General features: G+C 61.2%; 17 protein-coding genes. 8 read left to right on the top strand and 9 right to left on the bottom strand.

Going from position 1 to position 19,866, the window contains the following annotated elements; all coding sequences use genetic code 11:
• Position 1: 1 nt before the first annotated feature.
• A complete protein-coding gene (locus NRG23_RS31115; RefSeq protein ID WP_257373230.1) occupies positions 2-1,051 on the top strand; it encodes a tyrosine-type recombinase/integrase in 1,050 nt (349 codons plus the stop codon).
• A gap of 335 nt (positions 1,052-1,386) precedes the next feature.
• Here the strand turns inward: NRG23_RS31115 and NRG23_RS31110 are convergent, their stop codons facing one another.
• The 8 genes from NRG23_RS31110 to NRG23_RS31075 all read right to left on the bottom strand — a co-directional run bounded on the left by NRG23_RS31110 (position 1,387) and on the right by NRG23_RS31075 (position 6,577).
• The gene (locus NRG23_RS31110; protein WP_009049738.1) at positions 1,387-1,821 is read right to left on the bottom strand and encodes a GNAT family N-acetyltransferase; all 435 of its coding nucleotides are present in this window, start codon (positions 1,819-1,821) and stop codon (positions 1,387-1,389) included.
• Positions 1,822-2,030: 209 nt separating this feature from the next.
• Positions 2,031-2,606, bottom strand: coding sequence for a hypothetical protein (locus NRG23_RS31105; protein ID WP_257373229.1), 576 nt, complete (start codon positions 2,604-2,606; stop codon positions 2,031-2,033).
• Positions 2,607-2,917: 311 nt separating this feature from the next.
• On the bottom strand, positions 2,918-3,109 hold the full coding sequence (locus NRG23_RS31100; protein WP_009049740.1) for a hypothetical protein: 192 nt from the start codon (positions 3,107-3,109) through the stop codon (positions 2,918-2,920).
• A 130-nt stretch (positions 3,110-3,239) separates the two neighbouring features.
• Positions 3,240-3,656, bottom strand: coding sequence for a VOC family protein (locus tag NRG23_RS31095; RefSeq protein WP_009049741.1), 417 nt, complete (start codon positions 3,654-3,656; stop codon positions 3,240-3,242).
• Positions 3,657-3,739: 83 nt separating this feature from the next.
• A complete protein-coding gene (locus NRG23_RS31090; protein WP_028682827.1) occupies positions 3,740-3,976 on the bottom strand; it encodes a hypothetical protein in 237 nt (78 codons plus the stop codon).
• Between the two features lie 153 nt (positions 3,977-4,129).
• A complete protein-coding gene (locus NRG23_RS31085; RefSeq protein ID WP_169751699.1) occupies positions 4,130-4,453 on the bottom strand; it encodes a hypothetical protein in 324 nt (107 codons plus the stop codon).
• A 228-nt stretch (positions 4,454-4,681) separates the two neighbouring features.
• A complete protein-coding gene (locus tag NRG23_RS31080; RefSeq protein ID WP_257373227.1) occupies positions 4,682-4,897 on the bottom strand; it encodes a hypothetical protein in 216 nt (71 codons plus the stop codon).
• 108 nt (positions 4,898-5,005) lie between these two features.
• Complete coding sequence (locus tag NRG23_RS31075) at positions 5,006-6,577, bottom strand: murein L,D-transpeptidase (protein WP_016701867.1); 1,572 nt, start codon at positions 6,575-6,577, stop codon at positions 5,006-5,008.
• A 141-nt stretch (positions 6,578-6,718) separates the two neighbouring features.
• Between NRG23_RS31075 and NRG23_RS31070 the strand changes: the two genes are divergently transcribed.
• Positions 6,719-7,432, top strand: a complete 714-nt coding sequence (locus tag NRG23_RS31070; protein ID WP_009049746.1) for a murein L,D-transpeptidase catalytic domain family protein — start codon at positions 6,719-6,721, stop codon at positions 7,430-7,432.
• A gap of 12 nt (positions 7,433-7,444) precedes the next feature.
• Here NRG23_RS31070 and NRG23_RS31065 read toward each other — a convergent pair whose 3' ends face one another.
• Positions 7,445-8,803, bottom strand: coding sequence for an HD domain-containing phosphohydrolase (locus tag NRG23_RS31065; protein ID WP_009049747.1), 1,359 nt, complete (start codon positions 8,801-8,803; stop codon positions 7,445-7,447).
• Between the two features lie 213 nt (positions 8,804-9,016).
• On the opposite strand from NRG23_RS31065, the gene NRG23_RS31060 reads away from it, so the two are divergent.
• The 6 genes from NRG23_RS31060 to NRG23_RS31035 all read left to right on the top strand — a co-directional run bounded on the left by NRG23_RS31060 (position 9,017) and on the right by NRG23_RS31035 (position 19,865).
• Positions 9,017-11,293, top strand: a complete 2,277-nt coding sequence (locus NRG23_RS31060; RefSeq protein WP_041986209.1) for an EAL domain-containing protein — start codon at positions 9,017-9,019, stop codon at positions 11,291-11,293.
• Positions 11,290-13,158 (top strand): GGDEF and EAL domain-containing protein, encoded by a 1,869-nt coding sequence (locus NRG23_RS31055; protein ID WP_009049749.1) that lies wholly within the window; start codon positions 11,290-11,292, stop codon positions 13,156-13,158. The genes NRG23_RS31060 and NRG23_RS31055 overlap by 4 nt, the downstream gene beginning before the upstream one ends.
• Before the next feature lie 25 nt (positions 13,159-13,183).
• Entirely contained in the window at positions 13,184-14,137 is a 954-nt protein-coding gene (locus NRG23_RS31050) for a cytochrome-c peroxidase (protein WP_009049750.1), read from the top strand.
• The gene (locus NRG23_RS31045) at positions 14,134-15,945 is read left to right on the top strand and encodes a DAHL domain-containing protein (RefSeq protein ID WP_009049751.1); all 1,812 of its coding nucleotides are present in this window, start codon (positions 14,134-14,136) and stop codon (positions 15,943-15,945) included. The genes NRG23_RS31050 and NRG23_RS31045 overlap by 4 nt, the downstream gene beginning before the upstream one ends.
• On the top strand, positions 15,942-17,348 hold the full coding sequence (locus tag NRG23_RS31040; RefSeq protein WP_009049752.1) for an ATP-binding protein: 1,407 nt from the start codon (positions 15,942-15,944) through the stop codon (positions 17,346-17,348). Before NRG23_RS31045 ends, NRG23_RS31040 begins: the two co-directional genes overlap by 4 nt.
• A gap of 333 nt (positions 17,349-17,681) precedes the next feature.
• Positions 17,682-19,865, top strand: a complete 2,184-nt coding sequence (locus NRG23_RS31035) for a TonB-dependent siderophore receptor (RefSeq protein WP_257373225.1) — start codon at positions 17,682-17,684, stop codon at positions 19,863-19,865.
• The last annotated feature ends 1 nt before the right edge of the window (position 19,866 follow it).

Genomic DNA, 19,866 nt, shown 5'->3' with positions numbered 1-19,866 from the left:
TATGCGCCCCCGCAAGACCGAGCACCAGCACCTCCCCCCTCGGATGTACAAGCGTTCACGGAAACGAAAAAACGGCAGTACCTGGACCGCGTATTACTACCGCGACCTGCTCGGCAAAGACATTCCACTGGGCAAGGACCTAGACAAAGCCAGGCTCAAATGGGCCGAGCTCGAAGCCAAGGAAAAGCCGCTCGACCTGCGCACCATGAAAGGTATCTTCGACCGGTATATCCGCGAGGTGGTGCCCAAGAAAGCGCCGCGAACCCAGAAGGACAACCTGGCGGAGATCAAGCAGCTGCGACCAATGTTCGACGGTGCGCCGATTGACTCGATCACGCCGGCAACGATTGCCGGTTACCGGGATGCTCGTTCGGCAAAGGTTCGGGCAAACCGAGAGATTGCCACGCTGTCCCACATTTTCAACATCGCCCGGGAGTGGGGTCTGACGACGAAAGAAAACCCTTGCCAGGGCGTGCGCAAGAACAAGGAAACGCCGAGGGATTACTACGCGAACGACTTGGTGTGGGATGCGGTGTACAGGAAGGCAGCTCAAGAGCTGAAAGACGCTATGGATTTGGCGTACCTGACCGGGCAGCGGCCGGCAGACGTCCTGATCATGCGCAAGGATGATATCGATGGTGGATATCTAGGAGTGCAGCAGAATAAGACGCACAAGAAGCTGCGCATTCAGCTGACTGCTGGGGGTGAAGCGAACAGCCTGGGCCGGCTGATCGCGGAAATTGCCGCGCGCAATGCCCAGCATGTGTCGAGCTACCTGATCGTCAGCCGGCATGGAAAGCGGATGACAGCCACGATGCTGAGGAAACGCTGGGATGCTGCCCGCGAAAAGGCGAAATCGGCGGCACTGGAGATTGGCGACGAGCTGCTGGCGGCAAAGATCGGCGGCTTCCAGTTCCGAGACATCCGGCCAAAAGCAGCCTCAGAGATTGCAGACGTAGGCGAGGCAAGCCTTTTGCTCGGCCACACAAAAGGCGACATCACAGAGCGCGTTTATCGTCGCGTCGGCGCGATCGCGAAGCCATCAAAATAGCCCGAAAATCCGTTCCATAACTCAAATCCGCCCCCTTGTAGAACGCGGTCTGTAGAGGTGCTGAAAATTGTAAGTAATGGAACGGAAATCCTCTACAAGGCGCAGCCTGCTTGCCTAGCTATATCGGTCTTGAAAACCGTCGACTGTAACAGGTCCATGAGTTCGAATCCCATCGCCTCCGCCATATTCGTCACGCTAAAGCCCCGATTATTCGGGGCTTTTTCGTTTCTGGGGTTTGAGGATCGATGCTGCTTTTGGGAGTCCCGCCGCAAAGGTAACCAGCGTCGACAGCGCAACATGGATGGTGAAGACCTTGCCGCCGTTGTTGTGCGGAGTTAATTCAAAAATTTCACAAAAATCAGCTCTGGATCACCAGGGTCAAGATTCTCCACAGTCCCGCTGTATTGATATCCACTCTGTACCAACAATTGCCGCATGGGTGTATTGGACGTGTTGGTCGAAGTGAAGATCTTTCTGGCAGAGGAGCAATGCTCCAAGTGAGCAATGATTTGCCTACCTGCACCAGAACGTCTATGAGCGTTTGAAACGACTACAAGCGGGATGAACCACTCCCCGAAAAAGCTTTTGTCCAAGCAGCCGTAACCGATCGGGACACGGGGATCGTTCGGCTCACAAGCAACCCAGCATTCGCCCGAGCCTACTACCCTTTCTATTTGTGCTCGACGGCCGTGGTCTTTTGCCGCTATAGGATCCACACGCACCAACCATTCGATATCGCTCAAGACGGCCTGTCTGATTTGCCAATTCATGATCGCGTCCCTTCGGTCAAATTCGCCGGAGTTTACTTCAGCTCCGATGCCCCAGATGCCATTACGCTCAGCGATAGTTCTGATGCAAAGCGCAAACTCGACCATGAACGGGCTAATTGACGCTGGTTACATTTTGGTACGCCGAAGGTCCAGAGCCTCTACAGCACGCTATACGGCACTCGCAGCACAATGCATGACAGATCCAAACCTCACTTGCTGCCAGTGCGCGACCACTCATCATCCATAGCGCCCGCGGTATTGGCGACTATCAGCGCCACGACACAGGCAAACAACGCGAACACGGCAAAGACACCCATCACATGCAAGTAAGGCAGTGTGTTATTCCACGCTCGAGCCACCCCCAGGAAGGCGGCAAATAACCAGCCACTCATGGAGAGCGCGCCCAAGAGAGCAAGGCGAGTACGGGCGGAGTTGGGTAACGAGGCAAAAGGAGCCTTCTGCAGCAGCGGGAAACCGATCCGATGCAACAAAGCGCCGTTGAGGCTAAGCAGCGCGACGACACTGGCCTTGGCCCAGAGTTTTTGATTGAGCAGATACGCACTGCCCTCATAGAGGTAGCCTTGGAGCACCAGCAACAAGCCACTTCCCCAAAGAGCCAATAGCGCGAGCATGACGATCTTTTGAGTCTCGTCGAGGTACTCACGCTGCACCTGGCCCAGCACATCCTTGCGCCAGCTCCAGAGCTTTTGATCAGCCTGTAACACCCTCCCCAGAGCAATACAGGTGGCAATCAGATGACCATACACGAGTAGCATTTTGAGCATTACCTTGACCTTATTCTTATGTGGGCAATGCACTCCCTCGCACCCTTGATTTGAAACTAAATGATACGTACTCATATTTGTATCAACAAGTTACCTGCCCAGCCGTCCATCTGGATCTGGAATCGCCTGGCCGGCGCCTACGGCATACATTTGCCCTTGAAAACCGGCTTGTACCTGCATCGAGAAAGTCTGAGGGTCGAGTGCTCAATCGATACCACAGAGCACCGTCATCATGGGTATAACGGTCGGCAGACCTTGGTCATGTGCAAGGAGAAGGATGCAAAAAGCCCGGCACTATGGCCGGGCTCTGGTTATTTTCTGGATTCCATCATCTTGTCGGCGAGCGTCTTGGCTCTTTCGATCAACAGGTTCTGCCTGTCTTCGTGAGTGGCCACTCCTACGACCGGTGCCGTCAGGTTGCTTTCGGCAATCAACGCAGCGCAGAAGTATTGATCCCAGACTCTTTGTTCCGACGCCTGCTTGCTTACTTGGTCGGCGATCATATGGGACTCCTTTTGACGAGGTAGCACCGCCATTTTACGCCTGAATCGCGGGCAGCCCCTGCCGTAACGGATAGCCGGCAAATGGCGTGATACCTGTCGAACCGTTCGAGCTTCCGGTGCTGTTTGGCAGTTATTTCACGCCAATATCTTCTGCAAAACGAAGCAGATAACCGTCAGGGTCCAGGACCAGGAAATTCCTCTGCCCGAATTGCCGGTCATTGCTGCGGTACCAATGCTCTTCGACGGATCTCCTGATCGCGCAACCAGCCTTCTCCAGTGCACAAACCAGGGCAAAGGCATCCGGACACTCGATGGAGAGGTTCATGCCACGTCCGTAGGGAGGCTCCAGGGGGCCCACACGCCAGGGTGAATCGTCATGCCAGTCCTGCTCCAGCATGATCTGGCTGTTGCCAAAGGAGAGAAAGGCAAACTTGTCTTCGGGTCGGTCGTACTCGACCCTGAAACCCAACACGTCACAGTAGAAATACAGACTCTGCTGCAGGTCCGAAACGATCAGTTCCGGCACCAGGGCGTTCAACTTGAACATGCTCTAGCATCCATTCAGTTCCTTGGCCGGCCAATTTACCTGGTTCTCTGCATGCCGGCTTATTTAGCGCGCGGCATGACCTGTCATTGCACCTTCTGCTCGCTGCCAATCTTCTTGGCCCTGTCGATCCCCCACTCAAACGCATCCTCCATATCCAGGCCATCCGGGGCCAGGTCATTATCCTCGACAATAACGCTGCCATCCGGCTTGTAGATGCCAATGAACATCTTGAGCGAGCCATCTCTGAGGATCTCTGATCGCACCTTGATCTTGCACCCATTGGAAAGGGTTTCACTGTGGTTCAAATGGCGCTCAGTCATGGCCGCATCCCTCAGTAAATGAAGTTCGAGTAAGGCACAGCCCATTGATTCATGCCAGTCGATAGGCCCCCATCAAGAGTTAGAGACAGATTTTCCGAAGGCCATAAAAAGCCCCGCACAAGTGGCGAGGCTGTTTTTGTATCTGTCAGCGCTTCAGCCGGCAGGTTTCAGTGGCGCCGGGGCGGCCATGACATAACGGGACATCAGGTAGGCGACCAGGCCGCCCAATGCCGCGCCCGCCGCATCGGCCAGAAACAGCGCCAGTTGAGAGGCCGAATGCTGGTAGACCCTGCACATCGCCACCCAGGCGTTTTCCATGAAGCCGGAAGCCCAGTCCCACCCACAGGGGTACACCATCAAGAAGGCCAGCCCGGCGAGGGTGATCCATCCGGACAACCTGGACGGGGCCTGCGAGAAGACGAACCGGGCCAGCTGGCAGATACCGACAAAGAGCCAGGCCGCCAGCATGCTTCTCATGAATTGATCGAATAACTCGAAAAAGGCCATGGCAACCTACGCTGAAAAATCACCGAGCGATGATAGCCATTCGCGTCGCCATAAAAAACCCGGCGCAATGGCCGGGTTTTCATCAATCGCGTAGCGGTGCCTGCAGCTGGAGCCGCGAATCCGGTCCTGTGCCGGGCCCCTTTATCGGCCAGCGGCCTGGCAGGCTCCTGCGCCCTCTTCCCCCACGCCTCCCGCGACCTAGACCAGGGCTTCCAGCAAGGCCTCGGTGTGGTTGATCGATTCCCGGATCTCATCGAAGGCATCCTCCAGATCGCGCACCCTCGCTGTCGCCGAAGCACCGCACAGGGCTTGCTGGATCTGGAACTCATCCTGCTTGAATTGCAGGACATTGGCCCGCAGCCCTTCGATACGAAGGGACAGCTGCGAGATGTGGTGGCGGCGACGCTGAACCATTTTGGTTCTCCTTTATGGCCCTCTTATTTATTCAGATCGTCGCGCGCCGGCGGATGTTCAGCAGTTCCTGACCAAAGGCACAGCGCTCCCATGCCCATGGCCAGGCGCTCAAAGCTTGCTGTTCAGCGCCACCAGCAAGGCCGCGTCCCGTCCGTAGATGTCCGGGGCATAGGACAGCTGGCCATGGCTGTCGGCTTGCGCCGTCCAGTACGTGAGCAGGATGGGTACCGGCGTCGACAGCCTGAACTCATGCGTGAGCCCGGTGCTCAGCAACTCGTCGGTACGCACCCGCTCCGCCGGACTCACCAGCAGATCGCGCAGCTGCAACGCATGCTCGACCCGTACGCAGCCCGAACTGAAGGCCCTCGGCCCCTTGTTGAACAACGCCTGGCTGGGCGTGTCGTGCAGGTACACCGAGAATGGGTTGGGGAACCGGATCGCCATCTGCCCCAGCGGGTTTCTCGGCCCGGCCTCCTGGCGTAGGAGGATATTGCCGGGGTTGTCCCAGTCGATATCTTCCACCGCCAGGGGATGCCCCTCGCTATCGAGCACCTGCAGGTTCTGCCGATTGAGGAAGGACTGGTCACGGCGAATTTCCGGCAGTTTGTCTTCGCGGAAAATGGTCGGCGGCACCGTCCAGGTCGGGTTCAGGGTCAGGCGTGTGACCTGGGATTTCAGCAAGGGCGTCTGGCGCTCGGCACGCCCCACCTGGGTCCGGGTCTGCCACACCGGTACGCCGTCCTGATAGACGATCAACTGCGCCGCGGCCAGGTTGACCAGCAGGCTGTCGGGTTCCATGTCCTGCGCCAGCCAGCGAAAGCGTTCGAGGTTGATGCGCAGCTGTTCGCGGCGCATCTGCGGGCTGATATTCAGTTCATTCAAGGTCCCCGCACCGATCACCCCGTCGGCTTGCAGCGAATGGCTGAGCTGGAAGCTTTTCACCGCGCTCACCAGATCGCCGCTGTAAAGGGTATCGCCCCCGTTGCCAAGGGTGCTCAGGTATCCCTCCTTGAACAGCCGTTGCGCCAACTCCGGCACCCGCGCGTCCTGCATCTGCGGACGCAGCAGCGGCCCGCTGGGCAGCGGTTGCCAATGGGGCAACTCCAGTTGGCGCTGCTGGGCATACAGCTGGCGCAGGTTCTGATATTGCTCGAGGCTCGGCCGCGCCAGCGCGAAGGCCGCCGGGATGTCTTGCAGGCCGGGCCCAGCAATGGCGAGCACCTGCGCCTGGCGATCCAGCTGCAAGGGGTGGGCGTGCCACATCGGCTCGAAACGGGCTTGCGACAGACGGCCGTAATGCAGGTCATGCAGGGCTTGCAGGTAATGCTGGCTGAAGCTCAGGTCGGCGCACAGCGCGTCGCCCGCGAGCGCGCTGGCCGGTGACCGGTAGTCGGCCGGGTCCAGTCCATCGTCGGCCAGTTGCTGCAACTGTGCCTGCAACGCCTCCAAACGTGCGCTGGACGACCAGAGCGGCTGGTCACCCTGCTGTTGGTAAAAGGCCTGTAGCAGGCTCTGGGCGGGAATGTCCAGGTGCGCCGCCAACCCCGGACAGGCAGCGGACAATCGAGTGAATACCAGTTGCACAGGGTTCTCATGATCGACCGGTACATCCTGAGCAGTCGCGACCAACGGCGCAGCGAGCAGGAAAAGGCTCAAGTAACATGCGTGTTTTTTGAACAACTGCTTTACTCCAATCATGGCCATCATGGTGATGGTCAACCTCGGCAGTGGCTGCGAAAAATCGTCCAACCACCTGTAACCAGAACTGCCAGAAGAGCGATAGGACGTCGGGAGCCAAAGTGACTGTGGGGACACTCTAGAATGCTGACCTTTCTGCGCCGGCTCTGCCTGGCAATGACCACCCTAGGCGCGATCTGCAGCCCCGCGCTCGCCGCCAACAACACGACTCCGCTGCTTTACAACAGCCTCGCCCACGCCGCTCCAGAACTCAATCCCCAAGTGCTGAAAAGTGCCTTGAGCGCCATGCAATGCGCCGTCAACAGCGGCGCCAGGCAGGCCCGGCACCTGGCGGTCATCGACTATTCGCAACCTTCCACCGCCCGCCGCCTGTGGATCTTCGATTTGAATAAAAGAACCCTGGTGCTGCGCGACCTGGTCGCCCACGGGCAGAAATCCGGGGAAAACTTCGCCACCCAGTTTTCCAATCGCATGGGCAGCTTCCAGTCCAGCCTCGGCCTGTTTCGTACCCAGGAAAGTTATGAAGGCAGCCACGGTTATTCGCTGCGCATGGACGGCCTGGAACCAGGCTTTAACGACCTCGCCCGCGATCGGGACATTGTGATTCACGCGGCCGACTACGTGAGCCCCCTGTGGAGCCGACGCCAAGGGCGCATCGGCCGCAGCCTGGGTTGCCCGGCCGTGCGGCCACAGGTGGCACGCCAGGTGATCGACCGCCTCAAGGACGGTCAGTTCATGTTTTCCTGGTACCCCGACCAGCAATGGCTGAAATCCTCGCCCTATCTCAACTGCCAGCCACGCCAGGTGGCCAGCATTGTCGCCGCCAGCGGCGGTTAATCCGTTCGTCCCTCAACCGGCGGCTAAGGCCGCCGTTTCCGGCTCTTCGGGTATTTTGACGAAGATGCTGTATTTGGCCCCTTCCATCGCTTCGAAAGCGATGAGTTTGTCCACCAGCGGGCCGCTCAGCACCTTGCCGGCATTGAGCAGCAGCATGCCGTTGTCGGCATTCAGGTTGCGCGCCAGGGTCATGCCGGCAGCCAGGTCCCGGGTGGTCAGGACCCTGACCGTCGGATCGGCCAGGGTGACATCGTTCTGATAGGCCGCGCAGACGCCAACGAAGTCCTCCACCAGGTCCGGATCGTAGAGTTTGCCGGCGTATTTGCGAATGAACAGCAGCGCCTCATCGCTGTTCATCTGCCGTTCGAGGATCAGCCCACGCTGCAACTCGATGAAGTCCACGGCCAGCTTGAGCCAGCGCGAGCCCAGCGGAATCGCCTCGCCCTTGAGATGATCGGGAAAACCACTGCCATCCCAGCGCTCCTGGTGATGCAGGATGATGCGCGCCGCGTCTTTCATCGGCTCCAGGGTCATCAGCAGCGATTCGCTCTGTTTCGGGTAGGCGCGGTACAGGTCGCGCTCGGTGTGGTGCAGCAGATCCGCCGGCGCGGTCATCATGCTGTCGGTCCAGCTCAGCTTGCCGATGTTGTACAACGCGGCGGCCATGGTCATGTCGCGGCTTTCGCTTTCATCCAGGCCATGGGTGATGCAGTAGACGCGAATCAGTTCGATGATCTGCCGGTTGGTCTGCTTGGCCTTGGGCAAGCGCAGGTTCGCCAGCAGCGAAAACACCTCGGTGCCGGTCACGTAGCTGCGCTTGAGCTCTTCATAGGCCAGGTCGAGCATGTCGGCGGTCTGTTGCAGCTCGGCGGTGCGCGCCGCAACGCGCTTTTCCAGGGTCGAGTTGAGGCTCTTCAGTTGCTCGTTCTGCTGCCGGGTCAGCGCTTCCAGACGCAGGCGCTCGCTTTCGGAATGGTGATGGGCCAGGGCCTGACGCAGCGTCACCAGCATGTCCTCGTCGTTCCAGGGCTTGCTGATATAGCGATGGATCTGCCCTTCGTTGATGGCCTTGGCGATCAACGTCATGTCGGCATAACCGGTGAGCAGGATGCGCAGCGTCGATGGATAACGCTGATGGATATGGGCCAGCAAGGTCGCTCCGTCCATGCCCGGCATTCGGGCGTCGCTCATGACCACGTCGACCGGCCGCTGCTCGAGGATTTCCAGGGCCTTGGTACCGCTGTCGGCCAGCAGGATGTCGTAAGGCTGGCTGCGTAACAGCCGGCGAAGGCTATTGAGAATCGATTCCTCATCGTCGACCAGCAGTACCGTCGATCTGTCCTGGGCTGCGCCCGCTGTATGTTCTTCCATGTCTCCCCCTCCCCTTTGACTTCGATCAGACCTGCCTTCTGGGACAGGCTAGATGACTTGTAGCGTTTCGGCATGGATTTGACGCCGGCCGATTAGCGCATACAGGGGAGCCTGACTATGCTCAAGGCGAAAATGGATTGCATGTCCAGGAAGCAGGAAGGGAAGCCCGATGAGCCTATCTATAAGGTCCCCGCGCTGGGTTGGAGCACGACGATGATGGCGTCGGCAGACCGGACCAACCGGCGAATTCTGATCGTCGACGACACGGCGTCGATCCACGAGGATTTCCGCAAGATCCTCGCCGCCACGGATGCCCCCGAAGACGGCCTCAGCGACGCCGAGGCCGCCCTGTTCGGTACGCCCGTGAGTGCCGCGCTGGAGCATTTTTTCCTCGACTCGGCGTTCCAGGGCCGGGAGGCGCTGAACATGGTGCAAGCGGCGCTGGAACGCAATGCGCCCTATGCCATGGCCTTCATCGACATGCGCATGCCGCCTGGCTGGGACGGCCTGGAAACCATCGAGCGGCTGTGGCAGGTCGACCCCAAGCTGCAAATCGCCCTGTGCACCGCCTACTCCGACTACTCGTGGGAAGACATCGCCGAGCGCCTGCAACTGGGCGACCGCCTGCTGATCCTGAAAAAGCCCTTCGATGCCATCGAGATCCGCCAGATGGCCAGCGCCCTGACCGTCAAATGGCAGATGACCGAAGACGCCGCGCTGAAAATGGACCAGTTGGAACAGGCGGTCGAGGAACGCACCCGCGAGCTGGCCGATGCCAACATCATCGTGCAGAACAGCCCCACCATCCTCTATCGCCTGCGCGGCGAGCCGTCGTTCAAGTTGATGTACATCTCCCACAACATCACCAAGTTCGGCCATGTGGCGGCGCAACTGGTGGCCTCGGCCGACTGGGCCCAGACGCTGATCCACCCCGATGACCAGGCCAAGGTCGAGAGCGCCATGCTCCGGGTCCTCGACCGGGATGTGGCGGGAGCGTCCATCGAGTTCCGCATGCGCACCGGCGACGGTGCCTTCCGCTGGGTGGAAAACCGCTACATCCCGGTGCGCAACGACCAGGGCCAACTGGTCGAAGTGGAAGGGATCATCCTCGACATCACCGAACGCAAGCTAGCCGAAGAAAAGATGGCCCTGATGGCCCGCACCGACAGCCTGACCGGGCTGGCCAACCGCGCCACCCTGATCGAGCGCCTGCACCAGGCATTCGCCGCGGCCCGGCGGGGATCCTCGCCCTTCGCGATGTTTTACCTGGACCTGGACCACTTCAAGCGCATCAACGACACCCTCGGCCACCCCATCGGCGACCTGTTGTTGCAGGAAGTGTCCCGACGTATCAGGGCCTGTACCCGGGAAAACGATGTGGTGGCGCGCCTGGGTGGCGACGAGTTCGCGATCCTGCAACTGGACGTCGACGAGGCCACGCACTGCGCCGCGCTGGCGACGAAAATCCGCGACACCCTGGTGCTGCCCTACTCGCTGGAAGGTAACGAGGTGCGTATCTCGGTGAGCATCGGCATCAGCCTCTACAGCCCGCAGACCCTGAGCGCCGACAGCCTGATGGCGCAGTCGGACATGGCGCTGTATCGCTCCAAGGACCAGGGCCGCAACCAGTTCCATTTCCACAGCGAGGAAATCAACCGGGAAGTCACGGAGCGGGTGACCCTGGCCAACGAGTTGAAGCTGGCCCTGGAACGCGACGAACTGCACCTGCATTACCTGCCGGAAGTCGATCTCGGTACCGGCAGGATCCTCGGCATGGCAGCGCAGGTCCGTTGGCTCCACCCCCGGCGCGGCTGGCTCGAGGCCGAGGATTTCATGCCCGCGGCCGAGAAGACCGGCATCGTCATCGCTCTCGGCCATTGGCTGCTGGACCAGGCTTGCCGGCAGATGAGCGCCTGGCGCGACCAGAACGTGGCGCCGCCGTTGATTGCGATCCATTTGTCCCTGGTCCAGCTCAAGACCGGATCGGAACTGATCTACGACGTGCTGCGCACCACCACGCGCTGGGGCCTGTGCCCGTGGGACCTGAGATTCGACGTCACCGAGGGTACCCTGGCCCAGACCAAGTGGACCCACAACGATATCCTGCCGAGGTTGTGCGATCTGGGCGTGAAGATCGCCATCGACGATTTCGGCACCGAGTATTCCTCGTTCGACTACCTCAAGACCTACAGGGTCAACCACCTCAAGCTTGCCCAGCGTTTTCTCGACAGCGCCAGCAGCGACCCGGACAACGCCATGACGCTGCGGGCCATCCTCAACTTCGCCCGCGAGGTGGGGATCGGGGTCACCGCTGAAGGGGTGGAAACCCAGGAGCAGCGCACCACCCTGATATCCAGCGGCACGCCACTGGGGCACTCACTTGGTACGGCAGTCGACAGCGACCAGGCTGGCGAACTGCTCAAGGCCAGGTCTGTCGCTATGGATGGCAGTGCCTGGTCGGCGGATCCCACGTCGGAGCATTTCAGGTGAGCCCTTTATCCGTGGCGCCCAACCGGCGGATTCTGATCATCGACGACACACCGGCGATCCATCAGGATTTTCGCAAGATCCTCAGCCCCGAAGACGAAGGGCTGTTGGGCAGCACCGAAGCCTTGCTGTTCGGCGTCAACAGCAGGCCTCACCAGCACTTCCAGATCGACTCCGCCTACCAGGGCGAAGAGGCCGTGGAACTGGTCAAGCGCGCCCAGGCCGAAGGCCGGCCGTATGCCCTGGCTTTCATCGACATGCGCATGCCACCCGGCTGGGATGGCCTGCAGACCGTCGAACGTCTCTGGAAAACCGACCCGCAGTTGCAGATCGCTTTATGCACGGCGTTCTCCGATTACTCCTGGGAAGCCATGGCCGAGCGCATCGAGTTCGGCGACCAGCTGTTGATCCTGAAAAAGCCATTCGACAGCCTGGAGATCCGCCAGATGGCCAGTGCCCTGACCTGGAAGTGGCAACTGGCGCAGGACGTGGCGAGCAAGATGCGCAACCTGGAACAGACCATCGAGGAACGGGTCCAGGAACTGCTGAGCGTGTCGCACCTGCTGCATTACGATGTGCTCACCGGGCTGCCCAACAGCACCTTGCTGGGCGACCGCCTGACCCAGCACCTGTCACAGTCACGCCGTCATGACCGCAAGCTGGCGGTGATGTTCATCGGCCTGGACCGTTTCAAACGCATCAACAATGCCCTCGGGCACCCGGCGGGAGACGAAATGCTCAAGCTCGTCGCCCAGAGCCTGGCGGCGGCGGTGCGCGAGTCCGACTCGGTGTTTCGCTACGGTTCGGACGAGTTCGTGGTGATTCTCGGCGACATCCTGCATCCGCAGCAGACCCGAGGGGTGGCCGAAAAACTCCTGGCCGCCGTCAATACCCCTCACTCCGTGGCAGGCCACGACCTGACGGTCACCGCCAGCCTGGGCATCAGCATCTACCCCGACGACGGTTCCGATGCCGTAACGCTGATCAAGAAGGCCGAGACCGCCATGCGCAACGTCAAGGATTGCGGCCCCAACGACTTCAGTTTTTTCATCGACGACATGAACCTGCGCGCGCGCCAGCAGCAGACCCTGGAAACCGGCCTGCGCCTGGCGTTGCAGCGCGAAGAGTTCGTCCTGCACTACCAGCCCAAGCTGGACCTGGCCCGGGGCACGGTGGTCGGCGCCGAAGCGCTGGTGCGCTGGAACCGGCCCGGCCATGGCTGGGTGTTCCCCTCGGCCTTCATCCCGGTGGCCGAAGACAGCGGATTGATCGTCGCCCTCAGCCAATGGGTATTGCGCCAAGCCTGCCTGCAATCCCAGGCCTGGCAAAAGCAGGGCCTGCCCCCCATCTGCATGTCGGTGAACGTGTCGGCCATCGATTTTCGCCAGCGCGACTACGTCGAGCGTCTCACCCGCACGCTGACCGAGACCGGGCTCGCCCCGAAGCTGCTGGAGCTGGAAATCACCGAAAGCGTGCTGATGCAGAACGTCGACGCCACCATCGCCACGCTCCGCGCCATCAAGCAACTGGGCGTGCGCCTGGCCATCGACGACTTTGGCACCGGCTACTCGAGCTTGAGTTACCTGCAGAAGTTCCCGGTCGACGTGCTGAAGATCGACCAGTCGTTCGTGCGTGACCTGGGTACCGACAGCAACGACGCGAAACTGGTCAGCAGCATCATCGACCTGGGCAAGAGCCTCAACCTGAGCATCATCGCCGAAGGGATCGAGACCCTCGAGCAACTGGACTTCCTCAAGCGCCACCATTGCGAGGAAGGCCAGGGCTTCTACTTCAGCAAGGCCGTGGAGCCCGACGCCTTCGCCCGCTTCCTGGTCGACTCCCTGCAACCTCACCTGCCCCATCCATGAAGTTGTGCCTGGTAAGGAAACCTCCATGTTGTCACTCGTCTTACTCCTTTCGACTGGCTTGCTGTTCGCTCCAGGCGCCGCGGCTGCGCCACTGGAAGGACCGCTCAAACCCCTCCCCGCAGTTCCGGTGCTGGACAGCAAACGGGTCGAACTGGGACGACGACTGTTCAACGACCCACGCCTGTCGGTGAACAACAGCCTGTCATGCGCCAGTTGCCATCGCCTCGACCAAGGTGGTGCCGACACCGTCCCGCACTCCCTGGGTTTCGATGGCAAGCCGGTGGTGGTCAATACCCCGAGCGTGTTCAACGCCAGCCTGAACTTCCATCAGTTCTGGGACGGTCGGGTCGAGACCCTGGAAGACCAGGTGCATATCGTGGTGCAGAGCCCCAGTGAAATGGGCAGCGACTGGAAAGTCGTGGTGCAACGCATTGCCGACGACCCGGCCTATCGCACCGCCTTCGCCGACGCCTACCCCGACGCCGTGACCCAGAGCAATATCCAGGGCGCCCTGGCCGACTACGAGCGCACCCTGCTCAGTGTCAACTCGCGCTTCGACCAGTACCTGGCGGGCAACACCGAGATCCTCGACATCGAGGAAAAGTACGGCTACCAGCGCTTCCAGGAATACGGCTGCATCGCCTGTCACCAGGGGGTGAATATCGGCGGCAACATGTTCCAGAAATTCGGCGTGCTCGGCGACTACTTCGCGGCCCGGGGCAATCCGACCGAGGCCGACCTGGGACGGTTCAATGTCACGGGCGAAGAAGAAGACCGCAATGTGTTCAAGGTACCGAGCCTGCGTAACGTCGCGGTCACCGCGCCGTACTTCCACGACGGTTCGCAAGCCACCCTCGAAGGCGCCGTGACGGTGATGTTCAAGTACCAGTTGGGGCGTACACCGTCCGAGGAAGACAAACGCCTGATCGTCAAGTTTCTCAAGACCCTGACCGGCGAGTGGGAAGGCAAACCCTTATGAAAGTATCCCGTCGCGTGAGCATCCTGCTGCTGTCCGCCCTGGCGGCCCTGCTGGCTTCGATCCTGTTGTTTCTCTACCTCAAGTCCAGGTCCGACCAGACCGTGACCTACACCGAATCCCGCGACCTGATCCGCCAGATCAAGCAGCAGGATTCGCTGTGGGAGAACGAAATACTCAAGGCCAGGGTGGCCATCACCCACAACTACGACCCACTGGTTTCACCCCTGGGCGAAATGACGCGCCTGTGGCAGAAATTCGACTCGATAGAGGCGCAGAACCAGCGCAACGATTCGCCGCTGTGGCGCAACGCCCATGACGGCTACCTGAGCGCGATAAAGGAAAAGACCCGGCTGGTGGAACAGTTCAAGTCGCACAACTCCGTGCTGCGCAACTCCCTGGCCTTCCTGCCGACCGCCGAGGACGACATCCAGCAGGAGCTGGCGCAACTGCAGGACGTGGACAAATTGCAGTTGCAGAACATCGCCACCGATACCTACGACCTGTTGCTCAGCAGCCTGGAGTTCGCCCAGGTCACCTCCGCCGACCGGGCCGCGGACATCCTGGTGGGCCTGAACAAGCTGGCGGTCAACAAGGAGCGCTTGCCCACGGACTTCCATGAGCTGATCGATACCCTCAGCAACCACGTCGGGCTGATCCTGCGCGAGCAACCCAAGGTCAACCGCCTGCTCGAGGAAATAGAAGTGGTGCCGGTCGACGAACGCCTGGACGACATCACCGTCCTGCTCAACCGCGACCAGCAGCAGGCCGAGACCGTCGACCAGCAGTACCATTTCTACCTGCTGCTGTTTTCCGCGCTGCTGGTGCTGCTGCTGATCTGGCTGGGCATCCGCCTGATCCGCAGCTTTGCCGAGATCAACCAGATGAACCGGGCCCTGGTGACCGCCAACGACGAACTCGAGCAAAGGGTCGAAGAGCGCACGCGCCAGCTCAAGGACACCCAGAGCGAGCTGCTCGACACCGCCCGCCAGGCCGGCATGGCGGAAATCGCCACCAACGTCCTGCACAACGTCGGCAACGTGCTCAACAGCGTGAACATCTCCGCCGACCTGGTCAGCCGCAAGCTGCGCAACAGCAAGGCCCAGGGGCTGGGCAAGGCGATGCAACTGATCAACGAGCACAAAGAGGACCTGGGCAACTTTCTCACCGAGGATGCAAAAGGCAAGTTGCTGCCCGGCTACCTGAACCAGCTGGTCGAGGCCATCGACCTGGAACAGCAAGGCATGACCGAGGAGCTGACGCAACTGAGCAAAAGCGTCGATCACATCAAGGACATCGTCGCCACCCAGCAATCCTATGCGGGTGCCAGCAGCCTGCTGGAACCCCTGTCGATCAGCGAGCTGCTCGAAGACGCGCTGCGCATGAACTCCGGCGCCCTCACCCGCCATCATGTGACCGTGCTCAAGGATTACGCCGATGTGCCGCGGATCATGGGCGACAAACACCGCCTGCTGCTGATCCTGATCAACCTGATCAGCAACGCCAAGTACGCCATGTCCGACCTGGCCAACCAGACGCGCAACATGACCCTGGCGGCAGCGGTGGTCGACGGCGAAACCTTGCAGATCAGCGTGCGCGACGAAGGCGAAGGCATCGCCCCGGAAAACATGACCCGCATCTTCGCCCACGGCTTCACCACCCGTAAGGAAGGCCATGGGTTCGGCCTGCACAGTTGCGCACTGGCGGCCATCGAGATGAATGGCCACCTGACCGCCCACAGCGACGGTCCGGGCAAAGGCGCGCTGTTCGTCCTGCAGATCCCCTTGATCCCCGCCGAAGGTGAGTCATGAACAACCCGATAAACCGGCGCGTCCTGCTGATCGACGACACCCCTACGATCCACGACGACTTCCGCAAGATCCTCACCCCCAAGACCGGCGACAGCGCCGACCTCGATGCAATGGAAAGCACGCTGTTCGGCAGTGCGCCGAAAACCGCCGCCACGGTGTTCGAACTGGACTCGGCCTACGGTGGCCAGGAAGGCCTGGGCAAACTGCTGGAGGCGGCGAGCAAGGGCCAGCCCTATGCCCTGGCCTTTGTCGACATGCGCATGCCCGATGGCTGGGATGGCGCGCAAACCATCGAAGAGTTGTGGAAACACGACCCACTGCTGCAGGTGGTGGTGTGCACCGCCTATTCCGATTACTCCTGGGACGAGTTGCTCGATCGCCTGAACGGTCATGACCGCCTGCTGATCCTGAAAAAGCCCTTCGACAATATCGAAGTCCAGCAGATGGCCAACACCCTCACCACCAAGTGGGAAATGACCTTGCGCGCGCAGCTGCAGATGAGCGAGCTGGAAGAACGGGTGGAGCAACGCACCCTGGCGTTCAAGCAGGCTAGCGCCGCGCTGCAACGGGAAATCGACGAGCGCAAGCTGCTGGAAAGCCAGCTGGTGCAATCGGAAAAGCTCGCCTCCCTGGGCCAGTTGGCCGCCGGGGTCGCCCATGAAATCAACAACCCGATCGGCTTCATTTCCTCCAACCTCGGCGCCCTGGACAATTACTTCAAGCGCTTGCAGGAGATGCTCGAGGCTTACGCCAACGCCGAAACCGGGATCGGCGCCAGCGAGCTGCGCGATCGGCTGAAACAGCTGCGCACGGACATCGAGCTGGATTTCCTCCTCGAGGACATTCCATTGCTGATCAAGGAGTCCAAGGACGGCATCGGCCGGGTCAGCCAGATCGTCAAGGACCTCAAGGACTTTTCCCGGGTCGATTCGACCCAGGAATGGCAATGGGCGAACCTGCAACAGGGCATCGACTCGACCCTGAACATCGTCGCCGCCGAGATCAAGTACAAGGCCGACGTGATCAAGGAGTACGCCGAGCTGCCGGAGGTCGAGTGCCTGCCTTCGCAGATCAACCAGGTGGTGATGAACCTGATCGTCAACGCCGCCCAGGCCATGGGCAACGAACGGGGCACCATTACCCTGCGCAATGGCGTCGAGGGCGAAAACGTATGGATCGAAGTGGCCGACAACGGCTCGGGCATCCCGCCGGACAGCCTGCAGAAGATCTTCGACCCGTTTTTCACCACCAAGCCCGTGGGCCAGGGCACGGGGCTGGGGCTGTCGCTGTCCTACGGCATCGTCAAGAAGCACCGCGGCGACATCTCGGTGCGCAGCGAGGTCGGTGTCGGCACCACCTTCCGCGTCGAGCTTCCCGTGCACCAGAGCAAAAAGGCCGGCTGAACGGCGTTCTCGATGACGCCACCGCTTCTGTAGGAGCCAAGCTTGCTGGCGATCCAGGCAGCGCGATGGGTCAGGTAAACCCCCATCGCGGGCAAGCCTCGCTCCTACAGGGACCGTGCATGCCACGAGCCCGATCTCTTGTATGATGGCGCGCTTCAAGAATGGGTCGCGGATTTCGTCTTGCCAATGACCACCGGAGCAAATCCGGCCTGACGCCTTCAGGGCACACAGCGCTTCCCCCGTCTTAAACAGCACGATGCTTTCCCGAGCGCGCCTGGACCTCCGTGCCTGGTATTCGCCGGGGCCGGGATCGCCATCGTCGAGGAGCTTTTCATGGATATGCTTTACCGGGCCTCCCGCCAGGGGCTGCCCGCCCCGCGGTTCGCGCGCAATCTGCTGAGCCTGCTGCTGGCCGGTGCCGCACCCGTGACCCAGGCCGCCGAAACCGAATTGCCGGCGCTGACCGTGACCGGCGAAGACCGCTCCGGTTATCAGGCCAGCAGCGCCGCGGTCGGTGGTTTCGAGGCGGCTCCCCTGCTCGACACGCCGGCCTCGATTGCGGTGATCAACGAAGACTTGATCAAGGACCAGCAGGCCCGCCTGCTCAGCGAGGTGCTGAAGAACGACGCCTCGGTCGGTGAAAGCTACGCGCCGGTCGGTTACTACGAGAACTTCACGGTGCGCGGTTTCTCCCTGAACGCCGCCAGCAGCTACCGGATCAATGGTCGCAGCATCACCGGCGAGCAGAACGTCGGCCTGGAAAACAAGCAGCAGGTGGAATTGCTCAAGGGGCTGAACGGCCTGCAGAGCGGCGTCAGCGAACCCGGCGGGCTGATCAACTACGTGACCAAGCGCCCCACCGACGTGCGCTCGGTCACGGTCTCCACCGACGATCGCGGCAGCGGCTATGTGGCCACCGACGTCGGCGGCTGGTTCGGCAGCGAACAGCAGTTCGGGCTGCGCGCCAACCTGGCCCACGAGGACATCCACTCCTACGTCGAACACACCAATGGCCAGCGCGACTTCGCGTCCCTGGCCTTCGACTGGAACATCAGCCCCGACGCCCTGTTGCAACTGGATGTCGAGTACCAGACCAAGGAACAGCGTTCGGCCCCGGGTTATCAGTTGCTCGGCGGCTCCAGCCTGCCGCACCACGCCTCGCCGAAAAAGCTCCTGGCGCACCAGAGCGGCTCGAAGCCGGTCAGCACCGACGCGCTGAACCTCAATGGCAATTTCGAATACCGCTTCAACGATCAATGGAAAGGCAACCTCAGCGCCTCGCGCAGCCGGGTGGTGATCGACGACTACAGCTCGTTCGCCTGGGGTTGCTATGGCGCCGCCAGTTGCGCCGGCACAGCGGTGCCCAATCACTTCAGCCCCGAGGGCGACTACGACATCTACGACTTCCGCAGCCCCGACGATACCCGGCGCAACGATGAGGTGCAGGCCGTCCTCAGCGGCAACTTCGACACCGCCGGCCTGGGCCACGAACTCAGCGTCGGGACCAGCGCCTTCCGCCGCGTGGTAGACAAGCGCGACCCGATCAACCAGATGATCGGCAGCGCCAATATCAACGGCGAACCAGCGGATTTCGCCCGCTACGACGGACCGCTCAACGACGCCTATCGCCGCCTGGACAGCCGCCAGTACGGGCTGTTCTTCAACGACCGCATCAGCTTCAACGAACACTGGCAGACCGTGCTCGGCGGGCGCGAAGTACGCCTGGACGAGGAAACCTTCGACAGCCAGGGCGACACCACCCGCCACACCCAGCGTTATGTGTTCCTGCCCCAGGCCGCGCTGATCTATAAGCCGGTGCAGAACCTGGCGCTGTACACCCGTTACAGCAAGGGCCTGTCCCTGGGCGGCGAAGCGCCGTGGTTCGCCAGCAATGCCTTCGAGATCCTCGCGCCCACCGTGTCGCGGCAGATCGAGGCCGGCATCAAATACGACTGGCAGCGCATCAGCCTGGCCGCGGCGCTGTTCCAGATCCGCCAGGCCTACCAGTATTCCCGGCCGAATGGCGACGGCACCTTCACTTTCACCCAGCAGGGCGAACAGAAGAACACCGGGCTGGAACTCTCGGCCAATGGCTGGGCCACCCAACGCCTGCAAGTCTCGGCCAGTGTCGCGGCGATCCGCGCGCGGGTCACCGGCAGCGACACCCCGGAGTACGAAGGTCACCAGGCGCTCAACGTGCCGACCCTGCGCGCCAGCCTCTATGGCGACTACACCCTGCCCTGGTTCGACGGTTTGGCGCTGCTTGGCGGGGTGCAGTACAGCGGTCGCAAATACGCCAACCGCGAGGGCGAAGTGCAGACCGGCAGCTACGCCGTGTTCAACATCGGCAGCCGCTACAGCACCCGGATCGACGGTTACGACACCGTGTTCCGGCTGACCGTGGACAACCTGTTCGACAAGCGCTACTGGCGCGATGCTGGTGAATACATGGGCGATGGCTACCTGTTCCAGGGCGCGCCCCTCACCGCGCGCTTGAGTGCCTCGATCAACTTCTGAT

The organism is Pseudomonas sp. T8 (genome assembly GCF_024610635.1).
GTDB classification, from domain to species: domain Bacteria; phylum Pseudomonadota; class Gammaproteobacteria; order Pseudomonadales; family Pseudomonadaceae; genus Aquipseudomonas; species Aquipseudomonas chlororaphis_I.
Note: the sequence above shows the minus strand (reverse complement) of the source record. Positions and strands in the feature narration are given on the sequence as shown.